Here is a 15,298-nt window from a genome sequence, read left to right as displayed (position 1 = left end):
GCACCACCAGACCGACACCCTCCGACCAGCCGACACCATCGGCGTCATCCGAGAACGCCTTGCACCGGCCGTCGACCGCGAGACCGCGCTGCCGCGAGAACCCGATGAACGCGCTCGGCGTGGACATCACCGTGACACCACCGGCCAGCGCCAGCGAGCACTCACCGTTGCGCAGCGCCTGCATCGCCCAGTGCATCGCCACCAGCGACGACGAACACGCCGTGTCGATGGTGACCGCCGGGCCCTCGAAGCCGAAGGTGTAGGAGACGCGGCCGGAGACCACACTCGAAGAAGCCCCGGTGCCCTGGTAGCCCTCGTTGTCGCCGCCACTGTCCAAAATGGAGACGTAGTCGTTGTACATCACGCCGGTGAACACACCGGTTTGGCTGCCGCGCAGCGTGTTCGGGTCGATGCCCGCGCGCTCCAGTGCCTCCCAGGAGCTTTCGAGCAGCAACCGCTGCTGCGAGTCGGTCGCCAGCGCCTCGCGCGGGCTCATCCCGAAGAACGCCGGGTCGAACTCGGCCGCGTCGTGCAGGAAGCCGCCTTCACGCGTGTACGAGGTGCCGGGGTTGTCCGGGTCCGGGTTGAAGAGGTTATCCAGGTCCCAGCCGCGGTCCGTGGGGAACTCGGTGATCGCGTCGGTGCCCTCGGACACCAGGCGCCACAGTTCCTCCGGGGACCCGACCCCACCGGGGAAGCGGCAGCTCATGCCGACGATCACGATCGGGTCGGTGCTGTGAATGTGGCTTTCACTGCGCTCGTTGGTGCGGTGAATGTGGCTTTCACTGCCGCCGAACAACTCGTCGGCCAGGTGGGCGGCGAGCACGGCAGCGGTCGGGTAGTCGAAGATCAGCGTGGCGGGCAGGCGGAGCCCGGTCACCGACCCGAGGCGGTTGCGCAGTTCGACCGCGGTCAGCGAGTCGAAGCCCAGCTCCTTGAACGGCCGGGACGGGTCGACCGCGGCGCTGTCGGCGTGGCCCAGCACAGCCGCGACCGCACCCCGCACCAGCTCCAGCAAGGTTTCCGTACGACCGGTCGTATTCATTCCGGACAGGCGCTCGATCAGCGAAGCCGCCGTCGGCGAACCGGCCACCGACCGGCGGGACCGCGTCCGGATCAGGCCGCGCAGCAACGGCGGAACCTCCGCCTGCGCCCGCAGCACCGGCAGGTCGAGGCGCACCGGCAGGACCACCGCGGACTCGCAGGCCAGTGCCGCGTCGAACAGGGCGACGCCGAGTTCCGGGTCCACCGGCGGCATGCCGGACCGCGCGAGCCGGTCGCCGTCCGCGCCGGCCAGCATGCCCGTCTCCGCCCAGGCGCCCCAGGCGAGCGACACCCCGGGCAGGCCTTCGGCCCGACGGCGTTCGGCGAGCGCGTCCAGGAAGGCGTTGGCCGCCGCGTAGTTCGCCTGCCCGGCCGCGCCGAACACCCCGGCGGCCGAGGAGAACACCACGAACGCGGAAAGGTCGCCGGTCAGTTCGTGCAGGTTCCAGGCCGCGTCGACCTTGGGCCGGAGCACGGTGTCGAGCCGGTCCGCGTCGAGCGAGCCGACCGTGCCGTCGTCGAGCACCCCGGCGGCGTGGACGACAGCCTTCACGTCGTGCTGTGCCAACAGTTCGGCCAACGCCGCCCGATCCGCCACGTCACAGGCCGCGACCTGCACGTTGGCGTCCAGATCGGACACGTCCGCCTCACCGCGACGGCTGACCAGCAGCAGGTTCCGCACGCCGTGCGCGTCGACCAGGTGACGGGCGATCGCCCGGCCGAGACCCCCGGTACCGCCGGTGATCAACACCAGCTCGTCCGGGTCCCACGTGACCGACTCCTGTGGCGAGATCCGGCCGATCCGCGGCACGAACACCTGTCCGCCGCGGACCGCGACTCGCGGCTCGTCCACGCCGAGCGCTTCCGGCGACGCCTCACCTTCGACGATACCGAACCGGCCGGGGTGCTCGGACTGCGCCGAACGCACCAGCCCGGCAACGGCGGCCGTCGCCAGGTCGGCGGGGTCGCGGAGCACGAAGATCAAGCGCGAGTCGGCGAACCGCTCGTCGGCCAGCCATTCCTGTACCAGGGCGAGCGCCTCGGCCGTCGCGGTGTGGGTTCCGCCGACCGCGTCACCGCGCGACTCCACCGGCACCAGCACCAGCTCCGGGACGTCCACAATGGACGACAGCGAACCGTCGACGGTGATCGAGGTCCGGTCGCTCGCGGTGGCGGTGACCGGGGTCCACTCCACCGCGAACAACGCGTCGCGCTCGGCGCGGTGCTGGTCGAGCTGATCCGTTTCGATGGCCCTGACCAGCAGGGATTCGATGGAGGCGACCGGTTCGCCCTCGGTGTCGGCCACCGCGATGGCCACCGCGTCGCTCCCGGCCGGGGTCAGGCGCACACGGATCGCGGTGGCGCCGGTGGCGTGCAGCGACACGCCCTCCCAGGAGAACGGCAACCCGCCCTGGCTCAGCGGGCCGAACCCGGCCGCGTGCAGGGTGGCGTCGAGCAGGGCCGGGTGCAGCCCGAACCCGTCGCGGTCGGCTTCCTCGGGGAGCGCGACCTCGGCGTAGGTGTGCTCGCCGTGCCGCCAGACCGCCTGGAGGCCCTGGAACACCGGGCCGTAGTCGAAGCCGTTCTCGGCGAACTGCTGGTAGCAGCCGTCGATGTCGACCGGCTCGGCGCCGGGCGGCGGCCAGGTCGTGGCGTCGAATGCGGCGCGCTGTTCGCCGGTGGTCAACACACCGGTGGCGTGCGGGGTCCACGGCAGGTCGACGGCGTCCTCCGGCCTGCTGTGCACGGCCAGCGTGCGACGGCCGTGCTCGTCGGCGGCCCCGACGCGCAGCCGCAGTTGGAGCGCACCCTGTTCGGGAAGTACCAGCGGAGCGGCCAACGTCAGCTCGTCGACCCGGTCACAGCCGAACTCGTCTCCGGCCCGCAGCGCCAGCTCGACGAACGCCGTGCCGGGCAGCAGGACGCGGCCCAAGATCGTGTGGTCCTCGAGCCACGGGTGCGACCACAGGGAAAGCCTGCTGGTGAACACCACGTCGCCCTCGGCGAGCTCGACGGCGGCGCCGAGCAGCGGGTGGTCCACCGAACCGAGCCCGGCGCCGCGCACGTCACCCGGCCCACCAAGCGCCCGCGACGGCCAGAAGCGCTGGTGCTCGAAGGCGTAGGTCGGCAGCTCCACCCGCCGCGCGCCGGTCCCGTCAAAGAACCTGGTCCAGTCGACGCGCGTGCCGTTGACGTGCAGCTGCGCCAGCGCGGTCACGATGGCGGCTTCCTCGCCCCGGTCCTTGCGCAGCACCGGAATGGCCGTCTCGGCCACCTCCGCCGCCATCGCCGACAACGTGCCGTCCGGCCCCAGTTCCAGGTACGTGTGGCCGGCATCCAGGTTGTCCACAAACCGCACGGTCTCCCGCACATGCCGCACCCAATACTCCGGCGAGGTCACCTCACCCGGCATCGGAATGCCCGGCTCATGGAAGGTCAACCCCTCAATCGCCGCACGGAATTCATCCAGCATCGGATCCATCAACGGCGAATGGAACGCATGCGAGACCTTCAGCCTGCTGGTTTTCTCAAAGCCCGCAGCGATTTCCAGCACGGCAGCCTCATCGCCAGCGATCACCACACTGGAGGGGCCGTTCACCGCCGCGATCGACACACCCTCGACCAGCGGAATCTCGGCTTCAGTGGCCTTGACCGCCACCATCGCCCCACCCGTCGGGAGAGCCTGCATCAACCGCGCCCGCGCGGAAATCAACGTGCACGCATCCTCAAGGCTGAGCACCCCGGCCACATGCGCCGCCGCGACCTCACCAATCGAATGCCCCGCCAACGACTCCGGCCGAACACCCCACGACTCCACCAACCGGAACAACGCCACCTCAAGGGCGAACAACGCAGGCTGCGCATTCCCCGTCTGGTTCAACGCCTCCTGATCCTCGCCCCACATCACCTCACGAACATCAAGGTGCGCGAAGACCTCGTCCAAGGCCTGAGCGAACACGGGATACCGGTCATACAGCTCCCGGCCCATTCCGATCCGCTGCGAGCCCTGACCGGCGAAAACGATCCTCAGTGGACGTTCGACCGCCGAGCCGCGCGCCACCTCGGCCCCGTCGACCAGCACCGCCCGGTGCTCGAACGTCGACCGTGTGGACACCAGCGAGAAGCCCACATCCACCGACGCCTCAAGCGCGCGAACCCGCTCGACCTGGGCGTCCAGCGCGGCAGCCGTCTTCGCCGAGACCGGCAGCGGCACCACCGCGGGCTCGACCGTCGGCTCCGCCAGCTCCCGCACCAACTGCGGCGGCTGCTCCAGGATCACGTGCGCGTTGGTCCCGCTGATGCCGAACGACGAAACCCCGGCCCGGCGCACGCGGCCCGCTTCCGGCCACTCCACCGGCGAGGTCAGCAGCTCGACCGATCCGGCCTCCCAGTCCACATGGGACGAAGGCGCGTCGACGTGCAGGGTCGGCGGCAACACCCCGTGCCGCATGGCCATGACCATCTTGATCACGCCCGCGACACCCGCCGCGGCCTGCGTGTGCCCGAAGTTCGACTTGATCGACCCCAGCAGCAACGGCCGCTCGCGGTCCTGCCCGTACGTGGCCAGCAGGGCTTGCGCCTCGATCGGGTCGCCGAGGGTCGTGCCCGTGCCGTGGGCTTCCACCGCGTCGATGTCCGTTGTGGACAGACCGGCCGTGGCCAGAGCCTGCCGGATCACCCGCTGCTGCGACGGCCCGTTCGGCGCGGTGAGCCCGTTCGAAGCGCCGTCCTGGTTCACCGCGGAACCGCGGACCACGGCGAGGATCGGATGCCCGTTGCGGCGAGCGTCGGACAGCCGTTCCAGCACCAGGACGCCGACGCCCTCGGAGAACCCGGCCCCATCGGCCGAATCGGAGAACGCCTTGCACCGGCCGTCCGCGGAAAGCCCGCGCTGGCGCGAAAGTTCGACCAGGGTGCCCGGGGTGGCCATCACGGTGACCCCACCGGCCAGCGCCAGCGAGCACTCACCGCCACGCAGCGCCTGCGCGGCCAGGTGCATGGCCACCAGCGAAGACGAGCACGCCGTGTCGACGGTGACCGCCGGGCCCTCGAAGCCGAAGGTGTAGGACAGGCGCCCGGAAACCACGCTCGGAGAGGCGCCGGTGCCTTGGTAGCCCTCGAAACCGTCGCCGTCGATGATCGACGAGTAGTCGTTGTACATCACGCCGGCGAACACGCCGGTCTCGCTGCCCTTGAGCGTGGCGGGGTCGATGCCCGCGCGCTCGATCGCCTCCCAGGACGTCTCCAGGAGCAGGCGCTGCTGCGCGTCGGTGGCCAGCGCTTCGCGCGGGCTCATCCCGAAGAACGCCGGGTCGAACTGGGCCGCGTCGTGCAGGAAGCCGCCTTCACGCGTGTACGAGGTGCCGGGGTGGTCCGGGTCGGGGTTGAAGAGCCGGTCGAGGTCCCAGCCGCGGTCGGCCGGGAACCCGGTGATCGCGTCGGTGCCGTCGAGCACCAGGTTCCACAGCTCGTCCGGGGTGGCCACTCCGCCGGGGAAGCGGCAACCCATGCCCACGATGACGATCGGGTCGTCGGTGACCGCCCTGGTGACCTGCCGCGGGATCGCGGCGGCCGCGTCGAACAACTCGTCGTGCAGGTAGCCGGCGAGCGCGGCGGTGGTCGGGTAGTCGAAGATCAGCGTCGACGGCAGGCGCAGGCCGGTCGCCGAGGTCAGCCGGTTGCGCAGTTCGACCGCGGTCAGCGAATCGAAGCCCATGCCCTGGAACGCCTGCTCGGCGTCGACCGACTCCGGCCCGGCGTGCCCGAGCACCATCGCGACCTGACCGCGGACGAGGTCGAGCAAGGTTTCCGTACGACCGGTCGTATTCATTGCCGAGAGGCGCTCGACCAGCGAGGCCGCCGTCTGTGAACCGGCCACCGACCGGCGCGAACGCGTCCGGATCAGCCCGCGCAGCAACGGCCGGATCTCGCCCTGCGCCCGCAGCACCGGCAGGTCCAGGCGCATCGGCAGCACCGCGGCCTCACCCGAACCGAGCGCGAGGTCGAACAGCCGCAAACCTTCTTCGTCCGACAGCGGCGGCATTCCCCCGCGGCCGAGCCGTTCCACGTCCGTTCCCGCGAGCATGCCGCTCTCCGCCCAGGCACCCCAGGCGAGGGAAACCGCGGGCAGTCCTTCGGCACGGCGGTGCTCGGCGAGCGCGTCCAGGAAGGCGTTGGCGGCGGCATAGTTGCCCTGGCCTGGCGTGCCGAACACTCCGGCACCGGACGAGAAGAGCACGAACGCGTCCAGGTCGCCGGTGAGTTCGTGCAGGTTCCAGGCCGCGTCGATCTTGGGCCGGAGCACGGTGTCGAGCCGGTCGGCGTCGAGCGACTCGAGCACGCCGTCGTCGAGCACGCCCGCCGTGTGGATCACCGCGGACACGTCGTGCTCGGCCAGCAACGCCGCCAGCGCGTCCCGATCGGCCACGTCACAGGCGGCGACCTGCACGTTCGCGTCGATGTCGGACACGTCGGCCTCGCCACGGCGGCTGACCAGCAACAGGTTCCGCACCCCGTGCTCGTCGACCAGGTGCCGGGCGACGGCCAGGCCCAGGCCACCCGTGCCGCCGGTGATCAGCACCAGGCCGTCCGGGTTCCAGGTCGCCCGCTCGCGGGTGGTCACGCGCGTGAGCCGCGCTGCCTTCGCCACGCCGTCGCGGACGATGACCTGCGGTTCGTCGACCCCGAGCCCGGGTGCCGGGTCGCCGTCGGTGTCCACCAGGCCGAACCGGCCCGGGTGCTCGGACTGGGCCGAGCGCACCAGACCGTGCACGGCGGAGGCGGCCAGATCGGTGCTCCGGGTGACAAAAACGAGCCGCCCGGTCCGCTCCTCGGCAAGCCACTGCTGCATCGCGGTAAGCACCTCGGCGGTCGCCGCGTGCGCGGCCGCCACCACCTCACCGGTCGACTCGACGTGGTACAGCTGGTAGTCGTCCACAGTGGACGAGGTCACCGGCACCCAGTCGACGCGGAACAGCGAGTCGCGGTCGGCGTCCGGTTCCTCGACGGAAACCGTTCGCACCACCAGGGATTCTATCGAGGCGACCGGCGCACCGGCGGTATCGGCCACCGCGATGGAGACGGCGTCCTCACCGGTCGCGGTGATGCGCACGCGGATGGTGGTGGCGCCGGTGGCGTGCAGCGACACACCTTCCCAGGCGAACGGCAGACCGCCACGGCTGATCACCCCGAAATCGGCGAACCCGACCGCGTGCAGTCCGGCGTCCAGCAAGGCCGGGTGCAACCCGAAGTTGGCGTTCTCGGCACCGTCCGGAAGGGACACTTCGGCGAACAGTTCATCCCCCGCGCGCCAGACTCCGCGCAGGCCCTGGAACGTCGGGCCGTAGTCGAATCCGTCGGCGGCGAACCGGTCGTAGGCGCCGGTGACGTCGACGGCCTCGGCGCCGGCGGGCGGCCAGGCGGTGGCGTCGAAGTCGGCCCGGCGCTCGCCGCTGCCGAGCACACCGGTCGCGTGCTGGGCCCACGGCGCGTCCACGTCGGTGCGCGAGTGGACGGCGACGGTCCGGCGGCCGGTCCCGTCAGCCTCGCCCACCCGGACCTGCAACTGCACGGACCCCAGTTCGGGTAGCACCAGTGGTGCGGCCAGGGTCAGCTCGTCGATGCGGTCGCAGCCGACCTCGTCCCCGGCACGCAGGGCGAGTTCGACGTAGGCGGTGCCGGGCAGCAGCACCCGGCCGAGCACGGTGTGGTCGGCCAGCCACGGGTGCGTCCGCAGCGAAAGGCGGCTGGTGAACACGCTTTCGCCGTCCGCGAGTTCGACGGCCGCGCCGAGCAGCGGGTGCTCCACCGAGACCAGGCCGAGCCCGGTGGCGTCACCGGGCCGGACCACCACCGGCGGCCAGTACCACTGGTTCTGGAAGGCGTAGGTGGGCAGGTCGATGCGCTGGGCGCCGGTGCCGTCGAAGAACTTCGCCCAGTCCACGCGCGTGCCGTTGACGTGCAGGTGGGCCAGCGCGGTGACAAAGGCGGCTTCCTCGCCGCGGTCCTTGCGCAGCGCCGGAACCGCGACTTCAGCCACCTCGGCGGCCATCGCCGACAACGTGCTGTCCGGCCCCAGTTCCAGGTATGCGTGGTCGGCGTCGAGGTGGTCCACGAATCGGACGGTCTCGCGCACGTGCCGCACCCAGTAGTCGGGTGAGGTCACGTCGCCGGACATCGGAATGCTCGGCTCGTGGAAGGTCAGGCCCTCGATCGCCGCCGCGAACTCGTCCAGCATCGGGTCCATCAGCGGCGAGTGGAACGCGTGCGAGACCTTCAGGCGCGAGGTCTTCTCGAAGCCCGACGCGATCTCCAGCACCGCGGTCTCATCGCCCGCGATGACCACCGAAGAAGGCCCGTTCACCGCCGCGATCGACACGCCCTCGACCAGCGGAATCTCGGACTCGGCGGCCTTGATCGCCACCATCGCCCCACCGGTCGGCAACGCCTGCATCAACCGCGCCCGCGCACTGATCAACGTGCACGCGTCTTCCAGAGACAGCACCCCGGCCACGTGCGCCGCCGCGATCTCACCGATCGAATGCCCGGCCAGCGACTGCGGCCGAATCCCCAGCGACTCGACCAGCCGGAACAACGCCACTTCGAAGGCGAACAGGGCGGGCTGCGCGTTCCCGGTCTGGTTCAGCGCCTCCTGATCCTCGCCCCACATCACCTCACGAACATCGAGGTGCTCGAACACCTCATCCAGGGCCCGGGCGAACACCGGGAACCGGTCGTACAACTCCCGGCCCATCCCGATCCGCTGCGAGCCCTGGCCCGCGAAAACGATCCTCAGTGGACGCTCGACCGCCGAACCCCGCGCCACCTCGGCCCCATCGACCAGCACCGCGCGGTGGTCGAAGGTGGTCCGGCCGGTCAGCGAGAAGCCGACGTCCAGCGCCGGTGCGTCGACCGCGCGGACGCGCTCGATCTGGCCGTCCAGCGCGGCGGCCGTCTTCGCCGACACCAGCAGCGGCACCACCCGCGGCTCCACCACCGGCTCGATCACCCGCGGCGCCACGGCGTTCACCTGCTCCAGCACCACGTGCGCGTTGGTGCCGCTGACCCCGAACGAGGACACCGCGGCCCGGCGCGGACGCCCCGACTCGGGCCATTCGGCGGGTGAGGTGAGCAGGTCGACCGAACCCGTCTCCCAGTCCACATGGGACGAAGGCGCGTCGACGTGCAGTGTCTGCGGCAGCTTGCCGTGCCGCATGGCCATGACCATCTTGATCACGCCCGCGACCCCGGCGGCGGCCTGCGTGTGCCCGATGTTCGACTTGATCGAGCCCAGCATGAGCGGGGTTTCCCGGTCACGGCCGTAGGTCGCCAGCAGGGCCTGCGCCTCGATCGGATCGCCGAGGGTCGTGCCCGTGCCGTGTGCCTCCACCGCATCAACGTCCGAAGTGGACAGACCAGCGGAAGCCAGCGCCTGCCGGATGACGCGCTGCTGCGAAGGGCCGTTCGGCGCCGTGAGGCCGTTGGACGCCCCGTCCTGGTTGATCGCCGAGCCGCGCACGGTCGCCAGCACGGTGTGCCCGTTGCGGCGAGCGTCGGACAGGCGCTCCAGCACCAGCAGGCCGACGCCCTCCGACCAGCCCACGCCGTCGGCGGCGTCGGCGAACGACTTGCACCGGCCGTCCTGCGCGAGCCCGCGCTGACGGGAGAAGGCGATGAACGAGCCCGGCGTCGCCATCACGGTCACACCACCGGCCAGCGCGAGCGTGCATTCACCGGCGCGCAACGCCTGCGCGGCCAGGTGCAGGGCGACCAAAGAGGACGAACACGCCGTGTCGACGGTGACCGCCGGGCCCTCCAGCCCGAGCGAATAGGCGACGCGGCCGGACAGCACGCTGCCCGCGGTTCCGGTGCCCTGGTAGCCCTCGAAGGCTTCATCGTCGATGAGCGTGCTGTAGTCGCTGGACATCACCCCGGCGAACACACCGGTCTGGCTGCCCTTGAGCGTGGCCGGGTCGATCCCGGCGCGCTCGATCGCCTCCCACGCGGTGGTGAGCAGGAGCCGCTGCTGGGCGTCGGTCGCCATCGCCTCGCGGGGGCTCATCTCGAAGAACTCGGGGTCGAACTCGCCCGCGCCGCGCAGGAAACCGCCGTTGCGCGTGTAGGAGGTGCCGAAGTGGTCGGGGTCCGAGTTGTACAGCGTGTCGAGGTCCCAGCCGCGATCGGCGGGGAACTCGGAGATCGCGTCGGTGCCGCCGAGCACCAGTTCCCACAGGTCCTCCGGCGAGTCCACCCCGCCGGGGTAGTGACACCCCATCCCGACGATCACGATCGGGTCATCGCCGTGAATGTGGCTTTCACGGCGCGCCACAGTGCTGTGAAGGTGGCTTTCACGGCCTTCGAACAGCTCGTCGGCCAGGTAGGTGGCCAGTGCCGCGGTGTTCGGGTAGTCGAAGATGAGCGTGGACGGCAGGCGCAGGCCGGTCGCCGTGCCCAGGCGGTTGCGCAGTTCGACGGCGGTCAGCGAGTCGAAGCCCAGGTTCTGAAAGGCCTGCGCCGGGTCCACCGACTCCGCGCCGAGGTGTCCCAGCACGGCGGCCACCTGACCGCGGACCAGATCGACCAGCGCTTCCGAGCGCGCGGCCTCGTCCAACCCGGAAAGCCGCTGCACCAGGGAAACCGCGGTCTCCGAGCCGGCGGTCGCCCGTCGCGCACGCGCGCGGATCAGCCCGCGCAGCAGCGGCGGGATCTCCGCCTGCGCCCGCAGCACCGGCAGGTCGAGGCGTACCGGCAACACGGCCGCGTCCGGTCCGGCGAGCGCGCGGTCGAACAGTTCGACGCCCTGCTCGATCGACAGCGGCGGCATGCCGGAGCCGGTGATCTTCTTCAGTTCCGCGTCGGACAGTCCGCCGGTGAGCCCGATCGACGGGTCCCAGGCACCCCACGCCAGCGACACCGCGGGCAGTCCCGAAGCCCGCCGATGAGCCGCGAGTGCGTCGAGGAAAGCGTTTGCGGCCGCGTAATTGCCCTGGCCGGGCGTGCCGAAGGTGCCCGCAGCCGAGGAGTAGAGCACAAACGCGTCCAGGTCGCCGGTCAGCTCGTGCAGGTTCCACGCCGCGTCGACCTTCGGCCGCAACACCGAGTCCAGCCGCTCCGCGTCCAGAGACCCGATCACGCCGTCATCGAGCACGCCCGCCGTGTGGACCACGGCCTTGACATCGTGCTCGGCCAGCAACGCGGCCAGCGCATCCCGATCAGCCACATCACACGCCACGACCCGCACGTCCGCGTCGATATCCGACACGTCCGCCTCACCACGGCGGCTGACCAGCAACAGGTTCCGCACCCCGTGCTCGTTCACCAGGTGCCGGGCGATCACGCCGCCGAGCCCGCCGGTACCGCCGGTGATCAACACCAGGCCGTCCGGGTCCCAGGTCGCCCGCTCACCGGCCTCCGCCCGCGCCACACGCGGCGCGAGCACCTTGCCGTCACGCACGGCGACCTGCGCTTCTTCGGTGGCAAGCGCTTGCGCCACCGAGGCGCCGGGTTCGAGTTCCACCAGCCCGAACCGGCCGGGGTTCTCCGACTGCGCCGACCGCACCAGGCCCCACACCGCCGACGCCACCAGGTCGGCGCCGGTGGCAAAAACCAGCCGGGACTCGGCGAACCGCTCGTCGCGCAGCCACTCCTGCAGCACGCCCAGCACCCGCGCGGTCACCTCGTGCACGGAGGCCACCACGTCGTCCCGCGCGGCCTCGACCGGGTACACGACCACCGGCGGTACATCCACAATGGACGCCAGGTCGGTGTGCTCGGCGAACTCCGGCTCGGCACCGGCCCGCACCGGCACCCAGTCGAGCCGGAACAGCGAACTGGTGACCGGCGCCTCGATCGCGGTGGCCGACCGGGCCAGCAGCCCTTCGACCGAGGCGACCGGGCCACCGGCGGTGTCCGCGACCTCGATCGCCACGGACTCCCCCGCGCCACGCGAAAGACGGACCCGCAACGCGGTCGCCCCGGTGGCGTGCAGCGACACGCCTTCCCACGAGAACGGCAGGCCGCCCCGGCTCACCTCACCGAGGTCGGCGAACCCGGCGGCGTGCAGGCTCGCGTCGAGCAGTGCCGGGTGCAGCACGAACCGGCCGGCGTCCTGCTCGGCCGACTCCGGCAGCGCGACCTCGGCGAAGAGCACGTCCTCGCCCTGCTTCCACGCGGCCTTGAGGCCCTGGAACGTGGGGCCGTGGTGGAAGCCCAGTTCGGCGAATCGCTCGTAGTGCCCGGTGAGGTCGAGCGGTTCCGCGTCGGCGGGCGGCCAGGCGGTGAAGTCGAAGGCGGGCAGCTGCGCGCCTTCGGCCAGGAAACCGGTGGCGTGCGTGGTCCACGGCAGCTCGTCGGCACGCGAGTACACCGCGATCGACCGGCGGCCGCCCTCGTCGGGCGCGCCGAGGTGCAACTGGAGCTGAAGCGCGCCTTCCTCGGGAATGACCAGCGGCGCGGCCAGGGTCAGCTCGTCGATCCGGTCCAGGCCGAGGTCTTCACCGGCTCGCAGCGCCAGTTCGACGAAGGCCGTGCCGGGCAGCAACACCCGGCCCTGCACGTTGTGGTCGGCCAGCCACGGGTGCGTGCGCAGCGACAACCGGCTGGTGAACAGCAGGCCTTCCCCGGCGGCCAGGTCGACGGTCGCGCCGAGCACCGGGTGCTCGACCGCGCCCAGCCCGGCGGCCCGCACGTCACCCGAAGTGCGGGCGGCCGACGCCCAGTACCGCTGCCGCTGGAAGGCGTACGTCGGCAGGTCGATCTTGCGGGCACCGGTACCGGCGAACCACGGCGCCCAGTCGACGGTGACCCCGTTGACGTGCAGTTTCGCCAGCGCGGCCACCGCGGCCGACTCCTCCGGGCGGTCCTTGCGCAGCAACGGCACGGCCACCGCTTCGACGCTTTCCTGCGTCATCGCGGACAGCACGCCGTCCGGGCCCAGCTCCAGGAACGCGGTCACGTCCTGGTCGGCGAGGCGTCGCACGGTGTCGGCGAACCGCACGGTGTCGCGCACGTGGTTCACCCAGTAGTCCACTGTGGTCACATCGCCGGAGGTGACCAGCTGGAGGCGCGGCTCGGCGAAGGTCAGGCCCGCGATGGCGGCACGGAAGTCGTCCAGCATCGGGTCCATCAGCGGCGAGTGGAACGCGTGCGACACCTTGAGCCGCGAGGTCTTCTCGAAGCCCGACGCGATCTCCAGCACCGCGGCTTCCTCACCCGCGATCACCACACTGGAAGGCCCGTTCACCGCGGCGATCGAAACACCCTCGGTCAGGGTGATCTCGTCCTCGGCCGCCTTGATCGCGACCATGGCCCCGCCGGTCGGCAATGCCTGCATCAGGCGCGCCCGCGCGGACACCAGCGTGCACGCGTCTTCCAGGCTGAAAACCCCGGCCACGTGCGCGGCGGCGATCTCCCCGATCGAATGCCCGGCCAGGTAGTCGGGCTTGATGCCCCACGACTCGACCAGCCGGAACAGCGCCACCTCGATGGCGAACAGCGCCGGCTGCGCGTTCCCCGTCTGGTTCAGCGCCTCCTGGTCGTCGCCCCACATCACGTCGCGGACATCGAGGTGTGCGAAGACCTCGTCCAAAGCACTGGCGAACACCGGGAACCGCGCGTAGAGCTCCCGGCCCATGCCGATCCGCTGGCTGCCCTGGCCGGAGAAGAGGAACGCGGTCAGCCGGTCGGTCGCGACGCCCCGGTCGATCTCGGTGAACCCGTCCACCAGCACCGCGCGGTGCTCGAACGCCGAGCGGGTGGTGGCCAGCGAAAGCCCGATGTCCAGCGGCGACCCGGAGACGGTCCGGAGCCGGTCGAGCTGCGCCTCCAGCGCTTCGGCAGTGCGCCCGGCAACCAGCCACGGCACCACCGACGGTTCGATCTCGGCGGGCTCAGCCACCACTTCGGCGGCCGGTGCCTGTTCGAGGATGACGTGCGCGTTCGTCCCGCTCACCCCGAACGAGGACACGCCGGCCCGGCGCGGGTGGCCGGTCTCCGGCCAGTCCCGGCGCTCGGTCAGCAGCTCGACCGAACCGGCGTCCCACTCCACATTGGACGAAGGCGCGTCGATGTGCAGGCTCTTCGGCAGCACCGCGTGCTGGAGCGCCATGACCATCTTGATGATGCCCGCGACGCCGCCCGCCGCCTGCGGGTGACCGAGGTTCGACTTGATCGAGCCGAGCAGCAGCGGCGTCTCGCGATCCTGGCCGTAGGTGGCCAGTACGGCTTGCGCCTCGATCGGGTCGCCCAGCACGGTGCCCGTGCCGTGTGCTTCGACAACGTCCACATCGGACGTCTTCAGCCCGGCGTTCGCCAGCGCCGCGCGGATCACCCGCTGCTGCGACGGCCCGTTCGGCGCGGTCAACCCGTTCGACGCACCGTCCTGGTTGACCGCGGAACCCCGCACCACGGCCAGGATCTTGTGGCCCTTGCGCTGAGCGTCCGACACACGTTCCAGCGCGAGCACGCCGACACCTTCGGACCAGCCCGTGCCGTCGGCGGCTTCGGCGAACGACTTGCACCGGCCGTCACCGGCGAGCCCGCCCTGCTGGGTGAAAGCGGCGAAACCGGTCGGCGTGGACATCACCATCACGCCACCGGCCAGCGCCAGATCGCACTCGCCCTGCCGCAGGGCCTGCACGGCCAGGTGCAGCGAGACCAGCGACGACGAGCACGCGGTGTCCACGGTGACCGCCGGGCCTTCGAGCCCCGAGGTGTAGGACACCCGGCCGGAGATCACGCTGGCCACCGAAGCGGTGGTGGTGAACGCGTCGCCCTCGCCGGACTTCGCGGTCAGGCTGCCGTAGTCCTGGCCGGTGGTCCCGAGGAACACGCCGGTCTGGCTGCCGCGCAACGAAAGCGGGTCGATGCCGGCGCGTTCCAGCGACTCCCACGCGGTTTCCAGCACCAGCCGCTGCTGCGGGTCCATCGCCACCGCTTCGCGCGGGGAGATGCCGAAGAAGCCGGCGTCGAAATCGGCCACATCGGACAGGAAGCCGCCTTCGAACGTCGCGCTGCGCAACGCTTCGACGTCCCAGCCGCGGTCGAGCGGGAAGCCGCCGATGGCGTCACGACCCTCGGCGACCAGGTCCCACAGCTCCTCCGGGCTGGTCACGCCGCCCGGGTACCGGCACCCGATGCCGACGATGGCGATCGGCTCCACGGCGGACGTCACCAGCTGCTGGTTCTGCTTGCGGAGACGCTCGATCTCCTTCAAGGACGACCGCAGCGCCTCGACGTACTGGTTGGAGTCGGTCAT

General features: G+C 71.1%; 1 protein-coding gene (only partly in view). It reads right to left on the bottom strand.

The features are described from left to right. A protein-coding gene (locus JYK18_RS20460; RefSeq protein ID WP_242579288.1) for a type I polyketide synthase crosses the window boundary here: on the bottom strand, nt 1-15,298 show its 5' portion. The gene continues 14,336 nt to the left of window position 1, outside the view; the window shows 15,298 of its 29,634 coding nt (coding positions 1-15,298); the start codon lies at nt 15,296-15,298; the stop codon falls past the left edge of the window.

Source organism: Amycolatopsis sp. 195334CR, from assembly GCF_017309385.1.
In the GTDB taxonomy this organism is placed as follows: Bacteria; Actinomycetota; Actinomycetes; order Mycobacteriales; family Pseudonocardiaceae; genus Amycolatopsis.
This window is presented reverse-complemented; position numbering and strand designations above follow the sequence as displayed.